This is a genomic window from Pseudomonas sp. RA_35y_Pfl2_P32, assembly GCF_963970735.1.
Taxonomy (GTDB): domain Bacteria; phylum Pseudomonadota; class Gammaproteobacteria; order Pseudomonadales; family Pseudomonadaceae; genus Aquipseudomonas.
Genome location: NZ_CAXAQF010000003.1, coordinates 1 through 25952 on the forward strand (window position 1 = coordinate 1; position 25952 = coordinate 25952).

Here is a 25952-nt window from a genome sequence, read left to right on the forward strand (position 1 = left end):
CCGCGCTGGCCGCGATCTGGCAAGCCGTGTTGAACCTGGCGCAGGTCAGCGTCGAGGACAACTTCTTCGAACTGGGCGGTGACTCGATCGTCTCGGTGCAGGTGGTGGCGCGCGCCCGTGAGGCCGGTTTGGCGCTGACCCCGCGTGACCTGTTCCTGCACCAGAGTGTGCGGGCACTCGCCGCCCAGGCGCAGCCGTTGCAGGCGGTCGCGCCGCGGGCTGTGGCACGCTTTGATCCGAGTGCCCTCAGCGCAGAAGCCCTGGCCGCGCTGCCGGTGAGCCTGGAGGCGATTGAAGACATCGTGCCGCTGTCGTCGATGCAGCAGGGCATGCTGTTCCACGCCCTGGACACCGGCAGCGAGCTGTACGTGAACCAGCTCGACGTGGTGATCGACGGCTTGGATGCGCCGCGCTTCATTGCCGCCTGGGACGAGGTCAGCGGGCGCCATGACAGCCTGCGTGGCAGTTTTGTCTGGCAAGGTTTTAGCGATGCCATGCAAGTGATCCATCACGCCGTGACGTTGCCGGTGGAGCAACTGGACTGGCGTGAACACACGCCGACGGAGGAGCAGGTCCAGGCCGTGGCCCGCGAGCAGCGCGAGCGTCCGTTCGACCTGGGCCAGGCCCCGCTGCAACGATTGTTGCTGGTGCAACTGGGGCCACGTCGCTATCGCTTGGTGTGGACCTATCACCACTTGCTGCTCGATGGGTGGAGCCTGTCGCTGCTGATCGGCCAGGTCTTGCGTCGCTACCTCCGCCAGCCGCTGCCGGAACCGGGTCGCTACCGCGATTACATCGACTGGTTGCAGACCCGCGATCCCCTGGTCAGCGAGCGCTTCTGGCGCGAGCGCCTGCAGCCACTGGAAGAGCCGACCTTCCTTGCTCAGGCGTTGACCGGCAAGCGCAGCGAGCGCGGTCACCAGGCGATCTACAGCCATCTGGACAGCACGCGCACCGGGCGCCTGAAAGACTTTGCCCGCAGCCAGCGGGTCACCCTCAATACCCTGGTGCAAGCGGCCTGGTTGCTGCTTCTGCAGCGTTACACCGGCCAGCGTTGCGTGGCATTCGGTGCCACGGTATCGGGCCGGCCTGCGCAATTGCCCGGAGCGCAAGACACCGTGGGGCTGTTCATCAATACCCTGCCGATCGTCCAGGCGCCGCAGCCCGAACAGCGCCTGGGCGACTGGTTGCAGGCGCTGCAGGCCTACAACCTGGCGGCGCGGGAACACGAGCACACGCCGTTGAGCCAGGTGCAGCGCTGGGCTGGCCGTGGTGGCCAGGCCCTGTTCGACAGCATCGTGGTGTTCGAGAACCAGCCGGTCGACCGCCTGCTCAGTGAATGGGACGATGGCGAGCTGCAGTTCGAGACGGCGCGTGGCCATGGCGTGACCAACTTCGCCATGGACCTGATGGTCACCCTCGGCGAAGCGCTGGAGATCGAGTACATGTTCCTGCGCGAGCACTTCGACCTGAGCCAGGTGGAGGGCATTCGCGCTCACCTTGAGCACCTGCTCGAAGGCTTCTGCGCCGCTGCCGACACACCGCTGGGTGAGCTGGGCATGCTCGATGAAGCGCAATTGCGCGCCCGCGCCCAGGCCAATCACCTGCCGCCGCGCCGCCGCTTGCCGTCGGTCACCCAGGGCATCACCGAATGGGCGCGGCGCAGCCCGCACTGGGATGCTGTGCTCTGCGGTGAGCAGCGCCTGACGTTCGCTGAACTGGAATCGCGTTCCAATCGCCTGGCGCAGTTCCTGCGGGCCCAGGGGGCCGGGCCGGAAACCGTGGTCGGCGTGGCCTTGCCCCGTTCGGTGGACTGGCCGGTGGCGCTGCTGGCCGTGCTCAAGTGCGGCGCGGCCTACCTGCCGCTGGACACCGGTCATCCGGCCGAGCGCCTGGCCTTCATCATGGGCGATTCGGGCATGCGCCTGTTGCTCACCCACTCCAGCCTCGCGGAGCAACTGCCGGTGCAGGACGGCGTCACTCACTACGCGCTGGACCGCCTGGCGCTGGAAGGGCTGGACGATCAGGCGCCGGTCGTGGACTGGCATGCCGACAGCCTGGCCTACCTGATCTACACCTCCGGCTCCACCGGACAGCCCAAGGCGGTGGCGGTGGCCCACGGGCCGCTGGCCATGCACTGCGAAGCGATCGGTGAGCGCTATGGCATGAGCCCGGCGGACCGTGAGCTGCACTTCATGTCGTTTGCCTTCGACGGCGCCCATGAGCGCTGGCTGGTGCCGCTGTTGTTCGGCGCCAGCCTGCTGGTGCGTGACGATGAACTGTGGACCCCGGAACAGACCCTGGCCGCCATGACCGCACACGGGGTCACGGTGGCCGCGTTCCCGCCGGCCTATCTGCAAGCGTTGGCCAGCCAGGCCGAGGCCGAAGGCAAGGCACCGGCGGTGCGGGTGTATTGCTTTGGTGGCGATGCCGTGCCGGAGGCCGCGTTCGAACGTGCCCGCGCGGCGCTGCGCCCGCAAGCGATCATCAATGGCTACGGACCGACCGAGACCGTCATCACGCCGCTGTTGTGGAAGGCCGAAGGGTCGACCACCTGTGGTGCGGCCTATGCGCCAATTGGTCAGCGGGTCGGTGCGCGGACCCTGCATGTGCTGGATGCCGACCTCAATCCGGTCCCTGAAGGGGTGGCCGGCGAGCTGTACATCGGCGGCGAAGGCCTGGCGCGTGGGTATCACCAGCGCTCGGGACTGACGGCCGAACGTTTTGTGGCCGACCCGTTCAGCGTCGGCGGGCGCCTGTATCGCAGCGGCGACCTGGTGCGCCGCCGCGTTGATGGCACCTTCGATTACCTGGGACGCCTCGACCATCAGGTCAAGGTCCGCGGTTTCCGTATCGAACTGGGTGAGATCGAAGCGCGGTTGCGTGAGCAGCCGGATGTGCAGAGCGCGGTGGTGGTCGCCCGCGACAGCCAGACCGGCAAGCAACTGGTCGCCTATGTGGCGGCGGTGGCTGCCGAGGGCCTGGGTGAGTCCCTGCGCCAGCGTTTGCGTGAGCGGCTGCCGGATTACATGGTGCCGACTCACGTGGTGGTGCTCCAAGCCCTGCCGCTCAACGCCAATGGCAAGGTCGATCGCCTGGCCTTGCCGGCGCCGCAGATCAGCCTGGACAGCCGCTTCGTCGCGCCGCAGACCGATGACCAACAGGTACTGGCGCAGATTTGGCAGGAGGTGCTGGGGGTGGAGCGGGTGGGCATCGCCGATAACTTCTTCGAGCTCGGTGGCGACTCGATCCTCAGCCTGCAGGTGGTGTCGCGGGCACGTAACCATCCGCAGTTGCAACGGGAGATCCGCCTGCGCGACCTGATGCGCAAACCGACCATCGCCGAGCTGCTGGCGGCGGTCGATGCGCCGACGGCTGGCGCGATCACGGCGGAGCTGGCCTTGCCCGAGGGTGAGCTGTTCAACCTGCTGCCGATCCAGCAGTGGTTGTTCGAGGTGCCGATGGATGAGCGCCAGCACTTTAACCAGGCGCTGCTGCTGGACGTGCTGCAACCGCTGCAGACCGAGGCCCTGAAGCAGGCGGTGCACCACCTGCTGGTGCGTCACGAGGCGCTTAGGTTGCGCTTCGTCCAGGGGCCGGGCGGCTGGTCGCAGCGTTACGCCAGCCTCGAGGAGGTCGAGCAGGTGCCGGTGCTCTGGCAACAAGACCTCGCCGACAGCCAAGCGCTGGAAGCGGCCATCCAGTTGGCCCAGCGCAGCCTGGACCTGAGCAACGGCCCGCTGTTGCGGGTGCTGCATGCACGCCTGGCACAAGGGGGCGAGCGCCTGCTGCTGGTGGTTCATCACCTGGCAGTGGACGGGGTGTCCTGGCCGGTGTTGCTTGAGGACCTGCTGGCGACGTACCAGGCGGCATGTGCCGGGCGATTGCCTGAGTTGGCGCTGCCGGGCAGTCGCTACCGTGACTGGGCACAGCGCCTGCAGGCGCGGGCGCGCAGCCCGGAAGGCGAGGCTGAACTGGACTACTGGAGGCAACAGTTGGGCGCGGGGACCCCGCAGACTCTGCCGATCGATAACCCGCGGGGATGCAACCTGGTGGGCACGTCGGCCGAAGTCCGGATCACTCTTGATCAACCCCGTACCCAGTTGTTGCTCAAGGCGGTGCCGGCGGCCCTGCAGGCGCAGATCAATGACCTGCTGCTGACCGCGCTGTCGCGTGCCGTGTGCCGCTGGAGCAAGGACGACTCGGCGTTGATCCAGCTCGAAGGACACGGCCGCGAGGACCTGTTCGACGAACTCGACCTCAGCCGCACGGTGGGCTGGTTCACCAGCATGTTCCCGGTGCACCTGCGTCCGGGCAATGGCCAGGTGGCCGAGTCGGTCCGGGCGGTGCGCGAGCAACTGGCGCAACTGCCGGAGCGCGGCCTGGGCTTTGGCGTCCTGCGTTACCTGGGGCGTGCCGACGTGCGCGAGGCCCTGGCGCAACTGCCGCAGCCACGCATCACCTTCAACTACCTCGGGCAACTGGATCAGGCCGCCAGCCCACAGGCGCTGTTCGGTGCTGCGCCTGAAAGCCTGGGCGACTTCCACAGCCCGTCGGCACCCCTGGCCAACTGGCTGGAAATCATCGGCCAGGTGCATGACGGTCGCTTGGGGATGCGCTGTATCTATAGCCGCAAGCGGTATCGCCCGGAAACCGTGCAGGGGCTGCTGGACGCCTTCCAGGCCGAACTGCACAGCCTGATTGAACAATGCGCGGGGCTCGAATGAGCCGCGCGATCCCGTTTTCAAGGAATTTGAACCATGTCATTGCATCCTGAGTTGAGCGCTTTCCTGGACCTGGTGGAGGAGGGGCGGCTAGCCGGCCGTCCACCGTTGCACGCCTTGTCGCCGGCGTTGGCCCGCGACACGTTTGAGCAGGCTTCGGTGGGGCTGGTCTGGCCCTGGCCCCAGCAAGTGGCCCGCCACGCGTTGACGGCGCGTACCCGCGATGGCGCCAGCCTGGCGCTGCGGCTGTATGTGCCCGAGGTTGCTTGCGCGCAGCCGTGGCCGGTGCTGTTGTACTTCCACGGCGGCGGTTATGTGGTGGGCAGCCTGGACTCCCATGACGGCATCTGCGCAGAGCTTGCCTGGCGCACGCCCTGTGCGGTGCTCGCCGTGGAATACCGGCGGGCCCCGGAGCACCGCTTTCCCACCGCGCTGTTCGATGCCGAGGATGCCCTGCGTTGGCTGGTGGCCGAGGGCGCCGAGCATGGCCTGGATGCGACGCGGCTGGCGGTGGGCGGCGACAGCGCTGGCGCGACCCTGGCCACCGTGTTGGCCATCCAGGCAGCGCAGGCCCCGCAGCAATGGCCGTCGATCCGCCTGCAGTTGCTGTGTTACCCCAGTACCGATGCCTCGCGCACCACGGTGTCCAGCGAGCTGTTCGACGAAGGTTACCTGCTGGAAAGCGCGACGCTGGAGTGGTTCTACAACCACTACCAGCGCACCCCGGCCGATCGCCTGGACTGGCGCTTTTCGCCACTGCTGTGTGAGCACTTGCAGGGCGCGGCCCCGGCGTTCGTGGGGCTGGCCCAGTACGACCCGTTGCACGATGAAGGCCTGGCCTACGCCGAACGCTTGCAACAGGCCGGGGTGACGGTGACCTACCGCTCATACGCCGCGACCCACGACCTGCTGCGGATGGGGGCGATCATGCCGGGTGTGGATCAGGTCTACGCCGAGCTGGCGAGCCATCTGGCCCAGGCGTTGGCGAACTGAAGAAAAGAGGGCCGGGCGCCAAGCGCCCGGCAGGGGAGGTCAGCCCGCCAGCAGCGGGCCGAAGTCGTCGCGCTCGAGCACCATCAGTGCCGCGCGTTTGTGCGGGAAGTCGAACTCTTTGTGCTTGCGAAAGCCCACCGAGGTCATGTAGCCGATCATCTTGTCGTTGTCGGCCCGAGGCTCGGCCACCACGCGGGTGGTACGTGACTCGTCGAGCAGCAGCCAACTGACCAGCGAGCGCAGCCAGCAATCGACCTTGGCCGGGCCGCGATGATGCTCTTCGCCCACCAGCATATGAATACCGCGGTCGAATTCACCCGCCGGGTAGAACGGCGCGATGCGGTCATGGGCCGCCCAGTAGACTTCGTAATAGGCAAAGGGCTCGTCATTCAGGCAGCCGATGACGCTGAAGATGTGCGCGGTGTCGGCGATCTTTTGCAGGTAGTCACGGTGCTCCTCGAGCGTGCCTTGTTCCTGCCAGAAGTGCGCGACGCGGGCGTTGTTCTGCCAGCGGTTGAACAGCGTCAGGTCCTGCTCGATGTCCAGCGTGCGCAAGGACATCCAGAGTCCCAGGTGCTCGTCGTAGCGACGGTACAGTTCGCCTTGGGGTTTGCTGCCAATAGCCGCGGTCAGTGGTCCGGTGGTCATGTTCATCCAGGCAGCTCCATTCAGGCGGACGCCGACAGGGCAGTGTCGAGCAACTGCAGGTGCTCGTGCTCGCAGGACTCGGCCATGTCCAGCAACGCCTCGGAGATTTCCCAGGCGCGGGCCGGCAAGACCGACAGCAGGGTATCGCTCAGGCCGTGGTTGGCTTCCGAGAAACCCTGGACGAAGACGCCGGCCTTGAGGTTCGGCGTGGCGCGCACGCGGTAGCTGCGCTCGACGTCGAAGTCGCCCAGGTAGTCGGCCAGTGGTGCCAGCAGGGTCTTGTGCGAGGTGCGTTCGTAGCCGGTGGCGAGGATCACCGCATCGTAGTGCTGGACTTCTTCCTGGCCCGTTGCGACATCCCGCAGGTGCAGGCGCACGCCGTGTTCGCCGGACGTGGCGCTCTGCACCTGAGTGCGGCAGCGGAAGGCGTGGCGCTCATGCTTGGAGACTTTCTGGCGATAGAGAATGGCGTAGATCTGCTCGATCAGATTGAGGTCCACCACCGAGTAGTTGGTGTTGTGGAATTCGCTGATCAGCCGCTCGCGCTCGGGCTCGGGCTGGTTGAAGAACAGGTGGGTGTTTTCCGGGGCGAAGATCTGGTTGACGAAGGGGCTGTCGTCGGCCGGTTTGAGCACTTCGCTGCGCAGGATCAGGTCGACCTTCACGTTCGGGTAGCTGTCGTTGAGGTCGATGAACGCCTCGGCCGCGCTCTGTCCGCCGCCCACCACGGCAATGCGCATCGGCTCACCACGGGCACAGCGCTGCTGGGTGATGCGGCTCAGGTACCGGGAGTGATGGAACACCCGGTCATCGTCGCGCAGGTCCTTGAACACCGCAGGAATGCGCGGCGTGCCACCGGTGCCGACCACCACCGAACGGGTGCGCCGGCGGTGTTCGCGGCCCTGGCTGTCCACTGAAATCACGTCCAGCAACTCGACGCTGCCATCCATGCCGATCACGGGTTCGACCCGATCCACGCGGTTGCCGTAGGCACACTGCTCGCGGAAGTGCCCGGCGACCCAGCGCAGGTAGTCGCTGTATTCCATGCGGCAAGGATAGAACGTGCCCAGGTTGATGAAGTCGATCAGGCGGCCGTGCTGCTGCAGGTAGTTGACGAAACTGTGGCGGCTGGTGGGGTTGCGCAGGGTCACCAGGTCCTTGAGGAAGGAGATCTGCAATTCGCTCTGGCTGACCAGGGTATCGCCGTGCCAGTGATAGTCAGTCTGCCGATCGAGGAACAAGGTGTTGGCTCGGCGGCCTGCCGTTTCTGCCTGTTCCTCGAGGGCGATGGCCAAGGCCAGGTTGGAAGGGCCGAAGCCGACGCCGATGACGTCGAAGGGCTTGTTGCTGGACTGTCGCTGGGACATTCGCGAATCCTCCTTTGAAGTGGTGCCCTGAGCACGCGGCCATGTACAGGCCGTGTCAGAGGCGTTCATCAGACTTGACGAATGAGCCGACAGCTTCTTCAGAAGTGGTCGTAGGGGCGCGTAGGCAAATGAACGATTTAGAGTGAAACCAACCAAAAACCAAGTGGATGGAGTAAGCTTGGCGAAATTCTTCCGCTGTCTACCACCATGCCCAACCCCTCCCTTCCCCAGCAAACTCCGAGCGAAATGGCCGCCGACTGGTGCGTGCGTTTGCATTTCGAGGATTGCACGGACGCGGACCGCGCCGAGTTTTTGCGTTGGTACGATGCCGACCCGGAACACGCTGCGGAGTACCTGAAGATGTGCCGGGTCTGGCAGGTCAGCGAGCAGTTGCCGCCCCGTGCGCCGGTGCCGCTTGCGGCCCATGCGCGACGCCGTCGCACACCGTTGCTGGCCCGCGCCGCGGTGCTGGCGTTGGCCGTGGGCGCCGCGTGGGCGGGCGGCTGGGCGGGGGGCATGTTGCCGGGCAGTGTGCGCTACTTCATGGCCGAGGAAACGCGCCGTCAGGTCCAGCTACCCGATCACAGCCAGGTGGAACTCAATCAGCGCACCGGCATGCTGTACCTGGGCTTTCGTGATCGGCGCCAGGTGTTGCTGCGTGACGGCGAGGCCTATTTCGCTGTGCAACGCGACATCGACAAGCCGTTCTTGATCAGTACCGACAACGCCAGCGTGCGGGTCACCGGTACTCATTTCAATATCTGGACCGCACAAGTGCAGACCACTGTCAGCGTGAGCGAAGGCACGGTGCTGGTGTCGCGCGGCGAGGCAGACGACGGCCGCAACCAGGGCACCGAACTGACTGCCGGTTTGCAGGCGGTGGTGAGCCAGGGCCGCATGCTCCAGCTCAAGCGCATCGATCCGGTGCGCTCGATGGCCTGGCGCAACGGCAAGCTGATGCTGGACGACATCAGCCTGCGCGATGCCATCGTGCAGATCAATCGCTACCTCAAGGTGCCCCTGCAACTGGAAGGCAACGAGGTCGGCGAGCTGCGTTTCGGCGGCATTTACGACACCAACGACCTGGGCCAGTTGATCAACGCGCTGCCGCGTGTGCTCCCGGTCAAATTGCTTCGCGGCGATGACGTGATCCTTGTTTCGTCCCGCTGACCCCAGCCTCGGCCGTTATTTTCAGATAATTTGCTGAACAAACCCCACGCTCATTCGTCGATCAGGCATGCCCCTTAACACGCCCTCATTCCGGCCGTCTGCGGACGGGACGATGACGGGCGTCAAGCCTGGAAGCCGAGACAATGAGCGTACCCGCACGAAGTACCCTGCATGAATTGACCCAGGTTTTGCGACCCTTCTGGCCGCTGTTGCTGGTTTCGACCGTGCTGGGCATTCTCGGTGGCTTGAGCATCACTGGCCTGCTGGCGACCATCAACCATGCCCTGCACGCCGAAGGCGGCGCCAGTCGCGGCGTGTTGCTAGGTTTCGCCGGGCTGTGCCTGATGGCGCTGCTCGGTTCGGTGATCTCGGACATCGGCACCAACTATGTGGGCCAGCATGTGATCGCCCGGCTGCGCAAGACCCTGGGCCTGAAGATCCTCAGCGCGCCGATCGATCAACTGGAACGCTACCGCAGCCATCGGCTGATCCCCGTGCTGACCCACGATGTCGACACCATCAGTGACTTTGCCTTCGCCTTCGCGCCGCTCGCGGTGTCGTTCAGCGTCACCCTTGGCTGCCTGGTGTACCTGGTGCAATTGTCGCCAGGGATGTTCCTCACCACCACCCTGGCGATTCTGCTGGGCTCGGTTGCCCAGTATTACGCCCGGGCCCGTGGCATCAAGGGCTTCTTCGAGGCCCGCGACCTGGAAGACGATCTGCAAAAGCACTATCGCTCCATCGCCGAGGGCGCCAAGGAACTGCGCATCAACCGTCCGCGCCGCCAGCGCCTGCTCAAGGACAGCATCGAAGGCACCGCTGACAGTATCTGCCGCAAGCAGGTGAACGCGATCAACCAGTTCGTGGTGGCCAAGGGGGTCGGCTCCACGCTGTTCTTCATCGTGATTGGCGTGGCCCTGGGGTTCCAGGCCATGTGGCCGAGCACCAGCACCGCGACCCTGAGCGGCTTCATCCTGGTGTTGCTGTACATGAAAGGGCCGCTGGAGCATCTGCTCGGTACGCTGCCGAACATCAGCCGTGCGCAAGTAGCGTTCCGCCGGGTGGCCGAACTCTCCGAGCAGTTCGCCTCACCCGAACCGCACTTGCAGGAGGCACACGACAAACCGCTGCCTGAGGCAATCAACAGCATCGAGCTGCGTGACGTGCAGTACCGTTATCCGAGCGAGGAGGGTGGCGCAGGGTTTGCCATTGGCCCGGTCAACCTGTCGATCCGCAAGGGCGAGATTGTGTTCATCGTCGGCGAGAACGGCGGTGGCAAGACCACCTTGATCAAGCTGTTGCTGGGCTTGTACGTGCCCCAGAGCGGTAGCCTGCTGCTGGACGGCAAACCGGTCGACGCCACCCAGCGCGACGATTACCGCCAACTGTTCACCACCGTGCTGTCGGACTTCTTCCTGTTCGAGGACCTTGTCCAGCAAGGCGCCGATGTGCCGCCAGAGGCGATGGTGTACCTGGAGCGCCTGGAGATCGCCCACAAGGTGCGCATCGAAGACGGTCGTTTTTCCACCCTCGATCTGTCGACCGGCCAGCGCAAACGCCTGGCCCTGCTGCAAGCGTGGACCGAGCACCGGCCGGTGCTGGTGTTCGACGAGTGGGCAGCCGACCAGGACCCGACCTTCCGCCGCATTTTCTACACCGAACTGCTGCCAGACCTGCAGCGCCTGGGCAAGACCATCGTCGTGATCTCCCACGATGACCGCTATTTCGATGCCGCCGACAGCCTGTTGCGCATCGAGAACGGCCGTCTGGTGCAGCACCGCGCCAGCGCTGTCGAGGCCGGCTGAGGTGAGCCTGACGCTGGCCCAGCGCTTGCCGCCGGACCTGCGGCCGCTCGCGGCGCGGATGCACATTGCGCCCGGCAGCGAGGCACCTGCGCTGAGCCGCTGGCTGCAGCCAGACATGCTGGCCCAGGGGTTGGCGCGTTATGCCCAGCACTGGCCACAGGCTGATCCACGGGCAATTGCATCGCAATGGCACCAGCAGGTCAGCGCACTGATCCTGCCACCGCTGCTGCTGGCGCGCCTGCTGTACGGCGAGCCCGTGTGCCTGGATCCCGGGCAACTGCGCATGAGCGTGAATCAGCAGGGCGTCCCCGACGAGCTGCATGTCCCGGCGCCAGGGCAGGCGCCATTGAGCGAGGGCGATGGCGCGCGTCAGTTGGACGCGCTCGATGAGCAGTTGCTGCAGCCGTTCGTCAGCCGTTTCGCCGCCCATAGCGGGCTGTCACCGCGGCTGCTGTGGGGCAACGTGGCGCTGTGTATCGACTGGGTCCTGGAGGTGGCCCAGGGCTGTGTGCCCACCCGCGCGCTGGGGCAAGCGCGGGCGCATTTTTGCGACAGCGGCCAGGGCCAGGGCCAGGGCAGCCAGGCGTTGCGCAGTGCCTTGCGCCGCGATGGCGCCGGCGCGGTCAAGCGGCGGGTCTGTTGTCTGCGCGAGCGCCTGGCGTTCGAACGGTGTGCGGTCTGCCCCCTGGCCACACGCCAAGCCCCATCCAACCGGCCAACACAACTATAAAACCATAGGGAACATCATGAGCGTTTATCCACTGAATCACCCGGCACAGCGCTTGCGTCGCTGCATCGCCGCCGCTGCACTCGGGCTTGCCATGGCGGTGGCGGTCCCGGCGCTGGCCGAACCTGTGCAGATCAACATCCCAGCCAAGTCGCTGTCCTCGGCCTTGTACGAGCTGGGCAACCAGGCCAAATTGCAGATCATCTACAGCCAGGACACCGTCTCCGGCCTGCGCAGCCGCAGTGTGTCCGGGCAGATGGAGCCCGAAGAGGCGCTGCGCCAGTTGATCCAGGGGACCGGCATCGCCTATCGGATCGACGGCAACCATGTGACCTTGCAAGGCAGCCGCGACGATGCGGCGCTGACCCTGCCGGTCAGCAGTGTGGTCGGCCAGGCGTACAGCTCGGTGAGCGCGGATGACGGCTATGTGGCCAAGCGCGCTTCGGCGGGCACCAAGACGGACACGCCGATCATTGAAACGCCGTATTCGGTGTCGGTGGTGACCCGTGAGCAGATCGAGGCCCAGCAACCCAAGACAGTCGCCCAGGCCCTGCGCTACACCCCGGGGATCAACGCGGAACTGGCCGGCCCGCAGTTCGTCACCGACCAGTTGACCATCCGTGGCTTCCAGCAAGGCACCGGGCGCATGCTGCGCGACGGGACCCGCACCTTCCTGCCAGACTTTCTTGGCTGGGACGCCCCCGAGCCCTATGGCCTGGAGCGCATCGAAGTGCTGCGCGGCGCCAGCTCGGTGCTCTACGGTGCTTCCGACCCAGGTGGCCAGATCAACCTGGTGAGCAAGCGCCCGACCACCGAACCGCTGCGTGAAGTGCAACTGCAGATGGGCAACCACGACTACCAGCAGACCGCTTTCGACCTCGGTGATGCCCTGGACGAGGAGGGGGTGTGGAGCTATCGCCTGACCGGTCTGTTCCGCGAAGCCGATGCCCAGGCCGACCACATCACCAACCGCCGCGAGTACGTGGCACCGGCCATCAGCTTTCGCCCCAACGACGATACCGAGCTGACCGTACTGGGCGAGTACCAGAAGCAGACGGGCAACTTCGCCAACCCACTGCCCGCACAGGGCACCGTGTTTCGCGACCCCCGTGGCCGCCTGGACCGCGATACCTACGTCGGCGACAGCGCCTACGACTACATGACCAACGAGAAGACGTCGCTGGGTTACGTGTTTGAACACAACCTCGACGAGATCTGGACCCTGCGCCAGAACGTGCGTTACAGCGACTACCGCCAGTCCAGCTCCGAGATTGCCTTGTTTGCCCCGGCAGGCGACCTCTACTCGCGTTACAACGACCAGCGCAAGGGCGACGGCCGGCTGTTCACCATGGACAACCAGGTCCAGGCCAACTTCGCCACGGGGCCGGTGGAACACACCTTGCTCACTGGCGTCGACTACAACAACGGCAAGTTCAACCAGGACCAGTCGCTGAACTTCATCGACCAGAAGTTCGACGTGTTCAATCCGGTCTACGGTGAACCGCTGACCCTGGTCCCGTTCAGTGCCTCCAGTTATGAGCAGAAAATGTCGCAAACCGGCGTGTACCTGCAGGATCAACTGAAGATCGACAAGTGGGTGTTCTTGCTCGGTGGCCGTTACGACTGGGCCAGCAACCAGAAGGACGATCGCGCACCGCAAACCCAGAAGGATGAAAAATTCAGTGGTCGCGCGGGCCTGGTCTACCTGTTCGACAACGGCCTGGCACCGTACGCCAGCTACAGCGAATCGTTCTTGCCGGTCATGGGCGTCACGATCGACAACTCGCAGCTCGACCCGGAAATCGGCAAGCAGTACGAAATCGGCCTCAAGTACGAACCGCCAGGCAGCAACAGCCTGTACACCGTCGCGGTGTTCGACTTGACCAAGCAGAACGCCACCGAGAACGTCGGCGGCTTCTCACGCCAGGAAGGCGAAGTCCGCTCCCAGGGTGTCGAACTGGAAGCCAAGACCGAGATCACCCAAGGGTTCAATCTGATCGGCAGCTACACCTGGAACGACGTCGAGGTCACTAAGTCCGACGTCGGCAACAAAGGCAATACACCGTTCCGGGTGCCGGAGCACATGGCGTCGATCTGGGGCGACTACATCGTCCAGGGCGGTACGCTCGAGGGGCTGCGCATCGGCGGCGGCGCGCGCTACGTGGGCAGCACCTTCGGCGACTCGGCCAACAGTTTCAAGGTCGATAGCTACACCGTGGTCGACGCCTTGCTCGCCTACCAACTGGGCAAAGTCGACGCCTCGCTCGACGGCGTGGAAGTCTCGCTCAACGCCGCGAACCTGTTCGATAAAGAATACGTGGCAGGCTGCTACAGCACCGTGGGCTGCCAGTACGGCCAGCAGCGGACCGTGTATGGCACGGTGAGCTACAACTGGTAAGTCTCGGTGGACCGGGCCGTGCTGAATTGCACGGCCGCTTCATCATCTCTCAGAATGACCTGGGCAGCGGCCAAGCGCATCAAGGCCTCGCGCACCTCTGTCTCGGTCAATAACTGCCCACCCAGACATCGAGGTGGACCCACCAGCGATTCTGTCGCGGGAACTGCCATGATTTCTAGATCCGGGGGCGGAGGGTTGGGTGTGTGCCCCAGAAGGCTGGACAGGCGATGTCTCGCCTGACGCAACGCCGCCCCAGGTGCCTGCCGGATGGGGGTTCAAAGCACTCCAGGCCAGGTGAACTCAGGGGGTAATGGCTACTTTCATGACGTCGTCACGTTGATGGGCGAACAAGTCGTAGGCGTCTTCTATGTCGTCATCCAAGGGCTGGGCAACTGGCGCAACAGAACGACTTCAATCACACCATCATTCGCGCAGCTATCGGCATGGCGCTGCCGTGCGATGCGCAGTTGCACCTGATGTGTGCCTACGGCATTGCACCCGCTTTTGTTGCTGATGCCAGTGCGGTGCTTGGTTGGGTTGAAGAGTCTGTCGCGGCCTTGCGTGAGCCCTTTGACGAACTGGCCGATGCCTACGGTGTTGCAGCGCCGTATCGACCCTTTGTTCAAGGGGCAGTTGCCCACCCCGCAAGCCTCGTCAAGCCCATGAAAGGCGGTGGATGACTTGGCTGCTGTCGTCAGGGTCTCGAGAGGTCGAGAAACCCAGCTCGCGAGCCAGTTCGTGCATTGCCGTATTGGCGGCAGAGTCAATTGAATACATCGTTGTGTACCCGTTGGCCCGCGCCTTGTCGATCAGGTGGCCCAGCAGCAGAGCGCCCGCAAAGGCGGGGGTGGACGGGGAGTGTGCAATGGAATGACCAGTTGCCATGGGATTTACTCCGAAGGGGGACGGTTCATACAGCCCCCTTAGGGTTCTACACCTATCCGGGCCCCCCTGTTTGATCCAGATCAAGCGCCGACGACGCTCGGATTCTTCGATGTGCGGGCCTTCGTCTCGCGTCCTACTGCTCAAGCATCAAGCTGCGCCAAATGATCACGGGCGGTGCAACCGGCACAACGTCCGGTTGCAGCTCATGCTGTTTGTGCAACGCGGGCGGAGTCACTTCGCACGATGACTGTTGAAGCCGCAAAGGTTGCGCAGCGTCGGCGGTCGACTCTTCGCTAGGTAGGGTAGTCATTTGATCGTAACCACCACCTTGCCCTTGGCGTGCCCCTGTTCGACGTACTTCAATGCTTGTGCCGTGGATTCGAACGTGAAAGTGCGGTCAACCACAGGTTTGATGATGCCGGCCTCAATGAGCGCGGTGATGTGTTGCAGTTGGGCACCATTGGCCCGCATGAACACGAATGCGTAGCTTGCGGCCCGTTTGCGTGCCTTGCGCCGAATACCCAGGCTCAGCAGGCGCATGATTTGCTTCAATGGCCAGGACAACCCTTGCTCCTGCGCGAACTGCGCAGTGGGTGGCCCGGAGATGGAAATGAGTTGGCCGCCGGGCTTGAGGACCTTGAGAGACTGCTCCAGTACGTCCGCGCCGAGGCTGTTCAACACCAGGTCATAGTCGTGCAAGACACTGTCGAAGTTCTGCTGTGTGTAGTCGATCACCCGATCGGCCCCCAGCGCCTTGACCCATTCGACATTCGTGGTGCTGGTGGTGGTCGCGACAAACGCGCCGAGGTGTTTGGCCAGTTGGATGGCGAGGCTGCCGACACCGCCGGAGCCCGCGTGGATCAGCACTTTCTGGCCCCTTTTCAGTTGCGCGGTTTCCACCAGCACTTGCCAGGCGGTCAGTGCGACCAAGGGGATGGACGCAGCCTGTGCCATGTTGATATTGGCAGGTTTGAGGGCGACCGCGTTTTCGTGCACCGCGATCAACTCCGCGAACGTCCCGATCCGCGCTTCGGGCGGGCGGGCGTAGACTTCGTCTCCCGGTTTGAAGCGTTTCACTTGCGCGCCAACCGCCACCACCACGCCCGCCAGGTCATTGCCCAGCACCAGCGGAAATGAATAGGGCAGGATCAGTTTGAATTCGCCTTTGCGGATCTTCGAATCCAGCAGGTTGATGCTGCTGGCGTGCACCTCGATCAAAACGTCGTGGGCGCCCACCGCGGGGGCGGGCACTTCGCCAAGGCGCCCGGTGTTCTTGCCATAGCGATCAATTAAAAATGCCTTCATCGTTGTGCGGCTCTTGTCGGTTTTCATGCGGGTGGGCGCAGGGTTTGCGGCGTTGTCGTTCGCTACAGAAAAATCACACGGGGGGTTGGTAGCGCGGGGCAACCACAGACTGGCGGATCTGCTCCAGAAGGCCGTGGCGTGCGGCCTGCAGGCCATCCCAGCGTTCAGCTTGCTGCAGCGGCGGGATGGTCACCGGCTCGCGTCGATCAAAACCGACCAGTGCGGCATCCACCAGATCGCCGACTTCCATGACTTCATTCAAGGTGTTGATGTCGATGCCCGAGCGATCCCAGATCTGCGTGCGGGTGGCGGCCGGCAGCACGGCCTGCACGTAGACGCCCTGAGGCGAGAGTTCCAGGCTCAGGCCTTGGGAAAGGAATAGCACAAACGCCTTGGTCGCACCGTAGACCGACATGCCGAACTCCGGTGCTAGACCCACCACCGAACCGATGTTGATGATTGCGCCAACGCCTGCTTTGGCCAGGCGCGGGGCGATGGCGCTGGCCAGCCGCACCAGCGCCGTGGTGTTGAGGGCCACCAGGTGCGCGATGCTGTCGGTGCTTTGCGAGATGAAGTTGCCGGACAGCGCGGCGCCGGCGTTATTGACCAGGATGCCGATACGGGCATCGTCGCGCAGTCGGGCCTCCACGGTGGTCAGGTCGCTGAGTTGGGTCAGGTCTGCCGTAATCACCTCGATGCCGACGTTGTGCTCGCTGCGCAAGCGGGCGGCCAGTGCGTCCAGGCGTGCCTGGTCTCGGGCCACCAGTACCAGGTCGTGGCCGCGTTGGGCGAAGCGTTCGGCGTAGACGGCGCCAATGCCGGTGGAAGCGCCGGTGATAAGAACAGTAGGGCGAGTGCTCATGGGGTTATCTCTCTTTCAGGGTGTGTGAAAACACAACGCGTGGTCACTGATTGCTCAGCCTGCGGTGGTGTTCGATTCAGCCAACGTCGGGTAGTCGATGTAGCCTGCCGAGCCGCCGCCATAGAGGGTGGCGGGATTGAAGGCGGATAACGGCGCGCCCTTGTGCAGGCGCGCCACCAGATCCGGATTGGCAATGAACGGGCGCCCGAACGCGATCAGATCGGCCTGGTCTGCGGCGAGCCGCGCTGTCGCCAGGTCCAGGTCATAGCCATTGTTGGCGATGTAGGTGTTTTTGAAGCGCTGGCGCAGGGCATCGAAATCGAAGGGCGCCACATCACGCGGGCCACCGGTCGCGCCTTCGACCACGTGCAGATAAGCCACGCCGAGGGCGTCGAGTTGATCGACGACGTACTCGAATTGCGCCTGCGGATCGCTGCTGGAAACGTCATTGGCGGGCGACACCGGCGACAAGCGCACACCGGTACGATCCCCGCCGATTTGATTGACGACAGCAGCCGTCACGTCGAGCAACAGGCGCGCACGATTTTCGATCGATGCGCCGTAGGCATCGGTGCGCACGTTGGCGCTGTCCTTGAGGAACTGATCCAGCAAATAGCCGTTCGCACCGTGAATCTCCACGCCATCGAACCCGGCGGCGACAGCGTTTGCCGCGGCCTGGCGGAAATCGGCGACGATCCCCGGCAGTTCGCTGATGTCCAGGGCGCGCGGCTCGCTGACGTCTTCAAAGCGGTTGTTGACGAATACTTTTGTCGCGGCGCGCAGCGCAGAAGGGGCCACGGGGGCGGCGCCGTTTTCCTGCAGATCAACGTGGGACACGCGGCCGACATGCCAGAGTTGCAGGAAAATTTTCCCGCCTTTGGCATGGACGGCCTCGGTCACTGTACGCCAGCCCTCGATCTGCGCCTGGGTGTAGATCCCGGGAGTGTCCTGATAGCCCTGGCCTTGTTGGGAGATCTGCGTGGCTTCGCTGATCAGCAAGCCTGCGCTGGCGCGTTGGCTGTAATAGGTGGCCGCGAACGCGCTTGGCACACAGCCTTCGCCTGCGCGGTTGCGTGTCAGTGGCGCGAGCACGATACGGTTCGACAGCGTGAGGGCGCCAAGGGTGTAAGGGGTGAACAGATTCTGGTCAGTCATCTGGTATGTCTTCCGTGCCCGTTAATGGAGGTGGGTGGAACTTGCAATTAGGATGATGATCGAAATCTAAACTGTCAACGATTTTGATTATGACCAACATCTATGTATCATCGGGGCACGATTACCCAGTGAACATGAGGTATTGCACGTGAGAGTGACCAAGGCCCAGGCGCAGGCCAATCGGGAGCACATCGTGGAGACGGCCTCTGAGCTGTTTCGTGAACGCGGGTTCGACGGCGTCGGTGTGTCGGATCTCATGGCGGCTGCCGGCTTCACCCACGGAGGTTTCTACAAGCATTTCGCTTCGAAGGCCGACCTGATGGCCGAAGCCTCGGCCTGCAGCCTTGCCAAATCCCTGGCCGGTGCGCAGTCGCTCGATGTTGCGGGTTTCATCGACGTCTATGTGACACGCGAACATCGGGATGGACGTGGCAGCGGTTGCACCCTGGCGGCGTTGTGTGGCGACGCGGCGCGTCAATCGGATGACCTGAAAGCGACGTTTGCCGAAGGGATCGAGCACACCCTGCAGACACTGGGGGACAAATGCCCGACGAGGCCGGATGCCGCTCCAGATGAGGGAAGAAAGAAGATGATCGACCTGCTGTCTCGTGCGGTCGGTGCGATTATTCTGTCGCGTGCCTGCCCGGACGATTCTGCACTGGCGGACGAGATCCTTGAGGTGTGCCGCGCCGAGATCTTGGCTTCGTTGTCGCCCCATGAAGTGGAAGCGGTGTAGCGGGGCGACTCATTCAACGACCCGGGACACATGAGCGGGTTTCATTGGTCTGCGCACGGCAGGTCAGGTTGATGAACTACAGTCTCAGCGGCGGAGCAGGAGCGGTTCGTGAAGGGTGTCTTTATTGTTGATCTATAGAGCAGAAAAGCATGATCCCGCAAAACAAAGACCAACTCCTTGGCGCGATAAATTCGACGTTCGACAAGCTTTTGAAAGACCTGCGCAGCGTCCCGTTGTCATCGGTGGATGACTGCTGCATGGAGGGGCACGCTCAGGGAACACAGATGAGCATCGCCAATCTCACGGCCTACCTGGTCGGCTGGAACGAACTGGTGTTGAAATGGCTCGACCGCAGCGTCGCCGGCCAAGCGATTGACTTTCCCGAAACAGGTTTCAAATGGAATGAGCTAGGCCGGCTCGCGCAGAAGTTCTACCGGGATTATGAAGACGTGCCGTTCCTGCCGCTCGTGGAGCGGCTGGAAGGCGCCAAGGCTCGAATTGTTGCTTCGGTACAGGCCCGCAGCAACGACGATCTGTACGGCCGTGGCTGGTATGGGAAATGGACGCTGGGACGCATGATCCAGTTCAACACAGCCTCGCCCTACAGCAATGCGCGCGTGCGTTTGCGCAAAGGGATAAAGGCCAAGAACCTACTGTGAGTGCGGATGGTTTACGAGCGTGTATTGGCACTTGGTCTGGACTCATCATTAGAGACTGTCCGGATCCCCAAAGAACATTTTGACTTGGCTCTAGGACGGTGTTTCCAGGTCGAACGAGTTTGTTTTTGCCCCCACTTTTGCCCCCATTCGCACCGAATACGCGAATGAACGCGAAGGGCGGTTTCCGACGGACTCCAGTATGGCAGTGGCTGGTACTCAGTGTTTTTCTCCCGCGGGGATCGTTGCCTCCAGGCCCAAGCTATCGAGGTAAGGAGTCGAAAGATAACTCCGACTTACGCGACCTCCGCTAATCGTTCAATGGGCACTGAGCATTTCTCCCTGATGACGATGCCCTAGAACCTCGTAACCTACTACTGTGATGATAGGCGCAAACATGAGCACGACCAGGCACACTACGATGCTCATGCCCAACATAGCTGCGCCGATCGCAATCGCGATGACCACAACGGTCGCTAGCAAGAGCCATACGTGCAGTAGGTCAAAGTGGCGCACTAGAAAATAATGAAGCGCGTAAATCAACCCAAGAAAGATCGCAAGCGGAATAGCTGTGGCGAGCAGAGCCGGTAGCACTCCAATGTGGGCTTTGTTCTCGATAAAGTTCGCCGCGACGTCCAGTCCCGCACCCGTTGCAACAATCGAGGCAATGATCAGTATCTGCCCATAGCTCCATACGAAAGCGCGGGAGCGATAAGCGTGCAGCACATTAGCCGATGGCAGAATTGAGTAGACCCACCACATTCCAAAGGTGATTCCGACACCTGCAACGCAGGCCAGTGCCGTTTCAGCCGTCTATCCCACATGCTCCATCTCCGCAGACAGGGCTGCGACCGTCCCCACCAACCCTTCGCCCAGGGCAATAATTGCGAACAAGCTGTAGCGTTCTGCAATGTGCTCCGCGTGCCACGGCGTGCCGCCGTCCCTGCGTTCCGCCAATATCGGACCTGCAAACTCGACCAGAAACCACAAAAAAAACAGTGTGATGGTGGCGTCTATCGAAAGAGGAAAAATGAAAAGTGCGATCCAGCCAAGTTGCGCAACCGCGATCGAGACAGCGTAAGTGATGCAGGCGCGGCGCCTTGAAGGGTCTTGTTTCGCTGCTCGCAACCACTGAAATATCATCGCAACGCGCATGATCACGTAGCCCAGTACCATAACTGAAGCATCCAGCTGGTGACCCTCCTCTATTGAGGAGAACAGCCGTGGCAATCCGATCGCAAGCACGAGGACACCAGCCATCTGCACCATTGTGGTAAGGCGAAAAATCCAATCGTCAGTATCGTAGGCTGATGCGAACCACGAGAAATTGGTCCAAGCCCAACAAATGCAAAAGCTCGCGAATCCGAACCCGATCAATGCAGTGGAGTAGTGGCCTGCTGCTAATGCATGTGCGAGTTGGGTAGCAGCAAACGCGAAGCAGGTCGCGAAGGTCAGGTCGAACAATAACTCGAGAGACGAAGCTACGCGGTGTGTCTCGTGCGGGTCGCGGCCGGACATCCGTCGTAGGTGATGGTGAAGAGCCTTAGTAACAGACGCCGATGCGCTCATGCGTGATCCCTCGTTGGCAAGCGCCATGTATCAAAGGTGGTTTGAAAAGTTATGGATCTACGTGATCCGCATAGGCTTTTTTGTTTCCCGTGCGTGACGTCACCGACAGGTTGGCCCAAGGAGTCGTCTATTCAGACACGTCCGCGTCGAGACGTATGCGCCGAATATCACGCGAAGGGGGCGAGCCAAAGAGTCGCTTATATTCCCGGCTGAATTGCGAGGCGCTTTCGTAGCCGACAAGGTTACTGGCTTCGCCTGCGTCGAAAGCCTGGTTCAACATCAATTGCCGAGCCTCTTGCAGGCGCATTTGCTTTTGGAACTGCAGAGGACTCATACCGGTGATATCGCGAAAGTGCTGACGGAACGTTGATGGAGTCATGTGCGCGTGAGCGGCCAGGTCATCCAGATTCAAAGCTTGTTTGAAATTCTTTCTAAGCCAGGAAAGGGTTTGGGCCATTCGCTGGCGCGGCGTGCCATCGGCAATGATGTGGCGAAGTTGGGATCCTTGGGGGCCAACTAACAAACGGACGATGATTTCTTGCTGAAGCAGTGGTGCAAGTGAGCTTACCAATTGCGGCTCGTCCAGTAGCCGTACTAGTCGCAAAAACGCATCGAATAAAGCAGGCTCCAGCTTGTGGACAGAGATCGGCTCATAGGCGGTCTCGGGCGAAGACGGCAGCTCCATCTCATAGGCCACTTGCGCAATCTGGCGAATGTCCAGCTTCAGCATCATACCCAGCAGTGGTTCGCTGCGAGACGCCCGCGTGACATGGGCAGTCACTGGCATGTCGAAAGTCGACAGCATCAATTGGCCAGGCCCGTAATTGTGTACCTTGTCGCCGACCATGATTTGCTTATAGCCCTGGGTAATGACGCCAATTCCCAGGTTATAGATGCAAGGCATCGGCTCGCTAACGCCATGACGGCGATGCATCGTCAGCGCGGGAAGCGCTGTAGTGAAATCACCGTCAGTGCTGGCAAAGCGCTGAATCGCGGCGGACAACTCTGCTGCCTGAGGGACATTTACGGTTTTAGATCCCTGATCGCCGTGCATTTGGTAATTTCCTTAGCTACCTAAACGGAAAATGGTAGCAGCAGGCGCCACTGGAAGTTGCAGCCCCCCTGAAATTTCCGTCTTTTAGGTAAAAAAATCTAAGAATCAGGCAACTTGGTCTTGGTTGTAGTGCAGTCCACTAGATGCAAGCCATGCCCGACCGGTGTTGCCTGGCAGTCCAGCATCGCAAGATCATTCGCCTCCCGCGTCCCTAATTGCCGAATCCGATTAATCAGGCAAGTAATCATAACTTTTGTGCAAGCGGTCGAGACGCGGCTCACCTAGTCTGAAGCATCTGCGTGGACAACAAAGTGGTGACTGCACCATCAGAAATCGCGCTGTTGGTTATCCATTGGCTGTCATCGGATCAATCGTGAGCGGCGCAAAGATGCCGCCTGAATAACCTGGCATGTTCTGGAGAAAGCATCCGCCAAGCCGTCTGTCCAACACCGTGAGTTCGCCTGAAGGACCTTTACAATGAAAATAGGACTGATCGCATTACTACTGGCATTGCCCATTTCGGGCACGGCATTGGCTGACAGCGCAGGCAATTCAATGCCTCCGGCAGGCAGTGTCAGTAAAGCCGAGGGGTTAAAGGCTTGGCAGAGGATTGAAGCCGTGGTGACTCACCCGCGCTGCGCCAACTGTCACGTCGGCCCCGACAATATTCCAATGTGGACCATCTCCAGTGAGAACAAGACCCGCCCGCACGGCATGAATATCCACGCGGGTGACTCGCGAATAGGCGCTGAAACGGTGTCTTGCGTTGCTTGTCACGCAAGTTCGGACACACCAAACGTTGCTCCCAACATGCCGCCGCATGTGGGCCTTCCCTGGCAACTCGCCCCAGTGGCGTTCGAGTGGTTTGCAAAGACCGGCGCGGAGATTTGTACCCAGTTGCGCGACCCCAAGCGCAATGGGGGCCGTGATGCCGCGGGCCTGGTTGAGCACCTGCATCATGACGCAAAAATAAAGGGCTTTATTCCCTGGGCCTGGGTACCCGGACCAGGACGCTCTACACCGCCTGGTAGTTTCGAGACGCACGTGCAAGACATGACCGTATGGGGTGCTGCAGGTCAGCCTTGTCCCGAATGATGACTTTATCGATGTACTGCCAAGCAGTTTTTGGCGGGCGATTTGCGAGTGCTTGGCGCTCGTCCTTTGAACAGCCTTCGGGCAAGCGCTTTGCAAGGTTGGCCTGGAGCCAGCTATTACAACACCTACGGGCCGGAGGATTTCATGATCACGCTTAATATCAATAACAAGGACCTGCGTGTCGACGTTGCCCCCGATACGCCTCTGCTGTGGGTGCTGCGCGATAGTTTGCAGCTTACCGGTACCAAGTTCGGCTGCGGTATGTCCCTGTGCGGGGCGTGCACTGTTCACCTTAATGGCCAGCCCGTCCGCTCTTGCGTTACACCTGTCTCGGCAGCAGTCGAGGCCAAAATCGTCACGATTGAAGGTATCGGCGAAACCCCGACCGGTAAGGTAGTTCAGGAGGCCTGGCAACGGCTCGACGTGGTGCAGTGTGGTTACTGCCAGTCAGGTCAGATCATGAGTGCTGTGGCTTTGCTGCAAACCAATCGCTCACCTTCAGATACCGACATCGATCGAACAATGGGTGGCAACGTCTGTCGCTGCGCAACCTATGTACGCATTCGCGCGGCCATCCATGATGCTGCCAAGTCGCTGGCTTGAGCAACGAGGTAATGAATATGATCCGGTCTATCGAGAACGAAAGTCGTCGCCGCTTCCTCAAAGGTACAGCAGGCCTCACTTTGGCCGTTTATATGCCTTGGTCGCTGGCTGACAGCGCCGCGCGCGCAGGCAAGAAGGAGGGAGAGTTCGAACCCAACGCTTTCTTGCGCATCGGCGAAGATAATGTTGTCACCGTCATCTCCAAACATTTGGAGATGGGACAAGGCGCTTACACTGGTCTGGCCACTTTGGTCGCTGAGGAGCTGGATGCAGACTGGGCGCAAGTTCGTGTTGAAAGCGCCCCAGCAGAATCGCGCTACAAGAATTCGCTATTGGGTATTCAAGGTACCGGTGGCAGCAGCTCCATCGCCAACTCTTGGGAACAACTGCGCATGACCGGAGCTACCGCTCGCGCCATGCTGGTATCGGCCGCGGCTTGGCTGTGGAAAGTGCCGGCGCAAGAAATCGAAGTGGTAGATGGCGTACTGCGGCATGCTGCGTCGGGTAAGCAGGCAACATTCGGCCAACTTGCCAAGCTCGCCGCCGATCAGCCGGTCCCGGCCGAGGTCAAGCTCAAAGATCCTAGTGCATTCAAACTGATCGGTCGGCAGCAGTTGGCGCGTAAAGATTCGGCTGACAAGGTCAATGGCAAGGCGATCTACACCCAGGACATTCACTTGCCCGGCATGCTTACGGCTGTGGTTGCTCATCCACCGCGCATTGGCGCCAAGTTGAAGTCTTTTGATGCCAAGGCGGCGCTTGCCATCCCTGGAGTGGTACATGTGGTGCAGATCCCCAGCGGCGTCGCTGTTGTGGCTAAAGACACCTGGAGCGCGAAGAAGGGCCGTGACGCTGTAGCGATCCAGTGGGACGAGAGTGGAGCCTTCAAGCAGAGTTCGGAGCAATTGTTCCAGCGCTACCGTGAGTTAGCCAAAACGCAGGGCACGGTTGTTCGCAACGATGGTGATGTTAATACCGGTCTTGCGGGCGCAACGCGTACGTTGGAAGCGGAGTACGACTTTCCCTTTCTTGCCCACTCGGCCATGGAGCCGATGAACTGCGTGGTCGCCCTGACTAAGTACGGTTGCGAAACTTGGCATGGTGCGCAAATGCAGTCACATGTGCAGACGGTGTTGGCCGATCTGTTCGGCCTGGAACCGGAGCAGGTTCGGGTCCACACGCTTTACGCCGGTGGCAGTTTCGGCCGGCGGGCTAGTAAAGATGCTGATTACGTTTTGGAAAATGCCCATATCGTCAAAGCTATCGGTGGAAAAGCTCCGGTAAAGCTGGTGTGGTTGCGCGAAGACGACATGCAGGCCGGCCATTACAGACCGATGTACCATCATCGTCTAACTGCGGGGCTAGATGAGCAAGGCAAACTGGTCGCCTGGCAGCACCGTTTGGTCGGTCAATCCGTGTTCGCAGGATCACCTTTCGCTGCGTTTATTAAGGATGGCATCGACTCCACATCGGTAGAGGGAGGGTCGACGCTTCCTTATCGAATCCCCAATCTGCGTGTTGATCTGCATACCCCAAGCGATATTCCAGTACCCATACAGTGGTGGCGGGTAGTGGGGCATTCCCATAACGCTTTCTCCACTGAGTGTTTTTTTGACGAGCTCGCTCAGATGGCGGGACAGGATCCAGTGGCCTGGCGCCTGGCAATGCTCGAAGGGCATTCACGTCACATCGAAACGCTCAAGTTGGTGGCGCAAAAGGCTGCCTGGGACACGCCGTTGGCAGCTGGCAAGCAGGGTGAACGTCGTGGCCGGGGAGTGGCTCTGCACGAAGCCTTTGGCTCTGTGGTGGCGCAAGTGGTCGAGGTTACGGTGCAAAGCGACGGCAAATTCAAAGTGGACCGTGTGGTTTGCTCGGTGGAATGCGGCATTGCGGTCAACCCGGATGTAATCCGTGCTCAGGTCGAGGGCTCCATTGGCTTCGCTCTCTCAGCGGCCATGCACGAAGCGATTACCTTGACCGACGGTAAGATTGATCAATCCAACTTCCATAACAACGAACCGCTGCGCATCTATGACATGCCTAAGGTCGAGGTACATATAGTGCCGTCGGCAAGCCCGCCAAGCGGTATCGGTGAGCCGCCCGTTGCGCCCCTCGCGCCGGCGCTGGTGAACGCCTTGGCTGCGGCGACCGGCAAGCGTATTCGGCGCTTGCCTATCAGTGACCAGTTGTCGGCTTGACC

At 61.9% G+C, this 25952-nt stretch carries 17 protein-coding genes and 3 pseudogenes; 12 read left to right on the top strand and 8 right to left on the bottom strand.

What is annotated here, in order from left to right; translation table 11 throughout:
• The coding region (locus tag AACY45_RS03605; protein ID WP_339544190.1) for an amino acid adenylation domain-containing protein at positions 1–4727 on the top strand (4727 nt) is incomplete at its 5' end.
• Between the two features lie 33 nt (positions 4728–4760).
• Positions 4761–5717, top strand: a complete 957-nt coding sequence (locus AACY45_RS03610) for an alpha/beta hydrolase (RefSeq protein ID WP_339544191.1) — start codon at positions 4761–4763, stop codon at positions 5715–5717.
• A 39-nt stretch (positions 5718–5756) separates the two neighbouring features.
• Here the strand turns inward: AACY45_RS03610 and AACY45_RS03615 are convergent.
• Positions 5757–6329, bottom strand: a pseudogene (locus AACY45_RS03615) (GNAT family N-acetyltransferase); the annotation flags it as partial.
• Positions 6330–6385: 56 nt separating this feature from the next.
• Positions 6386–7732, bottom strand: coding sequence for a lysine N(6)-hydroxylase/L-ornithine N(5)-oxygenase family protein (locus AACY45_RS03620; RefSeq protein WP_339544192.1), 1347 nt, complete (start codon positions 7730–7732; stop codon positions 6386–6388).
• 207 nt (positions 7733–7939) lie between these two features.
• Here AACY45_RS03620 and AACY45_RS03625 point away from each other — a divergent pair, with 207 nt between their 5' ends.
• The 5 genes from AACY45_RS03625 (at position 7940) to AACY45_RS03645 (ending at position 14512) form a co-directional block, all read left to right on the top strand.
• Complete coding sequence (locus AACY45_RS03625; RefSeq protein ID WP_339544193.1) at positions 7940–8902, top strand: FecR family protein; 963 nt, start codon at positions 7940–7942, stop codon at positions 8900–8902.
• Positions 8903–9045: 143 nt separating this feature from the next.
• Positions 9046–10707 (top strand): cyclic peptide export ABC transporter, encoded by a 1662-nt coding sequence (locus tag AACY45_RS03630; RefSeq protein ID WP_339544194.1) that lies wholly within the window; start codon positions 9046–9048, stop codon positions 10705–10707.
• Position 10708: 1 nt separating this feature from the next.
• Positions 10709–11437 (top strand): siderophore-iron reductase FhuF, encoded by a 729-nt coding sequence (gene fhuF / locus AACY45_RS03635; protein ID WP_339544195.1) that lies wholly within the window; start codon positions 10709–10711, stop codon positions 11435–11437.
• Positions 11438–11453: 16 nt separating this feature from the next.
• Entirely contained in the window at positions 11454–13832 is a 2379-nt protein-coding gene (locus AACY45_RS03640) for a TonB-dependent siderophore receptor (protein ID WP_339544196.1), read from the top strand.
• 443 nt (positions 13833–14275) lie between these two features.
• Positions 14276–14512 (top strand): hypothetical protein, encoded by a 237-nt coding sequence (locus tag AACY45_RS03645; RefSeq protein ID WP_339544197.1) that lies wholly within the window; start codon positions 14276–14278, stop codon positions 14510–14512.
• Here AACY45_RS03645 and AACY45_RS03650 read toward each other — a convergent pair.
• The 4 genes and pseudogenes from AACY45_RS03650 to AACY45_RS03665 form a co-directional block, all read right to left on the bottom strand.
• A pseudogene (locus AACY45_RS03650) lies at positions 14487–14666 on the bottom strand (GNAT family N-acetyltransferase); the annotation flags it as partial. The gene AACY45_RS03645 and the pseudogene AACY45_RS03650 sit on opposite strands and share 26 nt — an antisense overlap.
• Positions 14667–15023: 357 nt before the next feature.
• Positions 15024–16022 (bottom strand): NADP-dependent oxidoreductase, encoded by a 999-nt coding sequence (locus AACY45_RS03655; protein ID WP_339544198.1) that lies wholly within the window; start codon positions 16020–16022, stop codon positions 15024–15026.
• 73 nt (positions 16023–16095) lie between these two features.
• Positions 16096–16884, bottom strand: coding sequence for an SDR family NAD(P)-dependent oxidoreductase (locus AACY45_RS03660; RefSeq protein WP_339544199.1), 789 nt, complete (start codon positions 16882–16884; stop codon positions 16096–16098).
• Positions 16885–16938: 54 nt separating this feature from the next.
• Entirely contained in the window at positions 16939–18039 is a 1101-nt protein-coding gene (locus AACY45_RS03665; RefSeq protein WP_339544200.1) for an alkene reductase, read from the bottom strand.
• A 148-nt stretch (positions 18040–18187) separates the two neighbouring features.
• On the opposite strand from AACY45_RS03665, the gene AACY45_RS03670 reads away from it, so the two are divergent.
• On the top strand, positions 18188–18775 hold the full coding sequence (locus AACY45_RS03670) for a TetR/AcrR family transcriptional regulator (protein WP_339544201.1): 588 nt from the start codon (positions 18188–18190) through the stop codon (positions 18773–18775).
• A gap of 149 nt (positions 18776–18924) precedes the next feature.
• A complete protein-coding gene (locus AACY45_RS03675; RefSeq protein ID WP_339544202.1) occupies positions 18925–19434 on the top strand; it encodes a ClbS/DfsB family four-helix bundle protein in 510 nt (169 codons plus the stop codon).
• A 315-nt stretch (positions 19435–19749) separates the two neighbouring features.
• Here the strand turns inward: AACY45_RS03675 and AACY45_RS03680 are convergent.
• Positions 19750–21027 (bottom strand): annotated as a pseudogene (locus AACY45_RS03680) (low temperature requirement protein A).
• 100 nt (positions 21028–21127) lie between these two features.
• Entirely contained in the window at positions 21128–22054 is a 927-nt protein-coding gene (locus AACY45_RS03685) for an AraC family transcriptional regulator (RefSeq protein WP_339544203.1), read from the bottom strand.
• 477 nt (positions 22055–22531) lie between these two features.
• Here AACY45_RS03685 and AACY45_RS03690 point away from each other — a divergent pair, with 477 nt between their 5' ends.
• The 3 genes from AACY45_RS03690 to AACY45_RS03700 all read left to right on the top strand — a co-directional run bounded on the left by AACY45_RS03690 (position 22532) and on the right by AACY45_RS03700 (position 25950).
• Positions 22532–23149, top strand: a complete 618-nt coding sequence (locus AACY45_RS03690) for a hypothetical protein (protein WP_339544204.1) — start codon at positions 22532–22534, stop codon at positions 23147–23149.
• A 144-nt stretch (positions 23150–23293) separates the two neighbouring features.
• Positions 23294–23752, top strand: a complete 459-nt coding sequence (locus AACY45_RS03695) for a (2Fe-2S)-binding protein (protein ID WP_339544205.1) — start codon at positions 23294–23296, stop codon at positions 23750–23752.
• 11 nt (positions 23753–23763) lie between these two features.
• A complete protein-coding gene (locus tag AACY45_RS03700) occupies positions 23764–25950 on the top strand; it encodes a xanthine dehydrogenase family protein molybdopterin-binding subunit (RefSeq protein WP_339544206.1) in 2187 nt (728 codons plus the stop codon).
• Positions 25951–25952 lie beyond the last annotated feature (2 nt).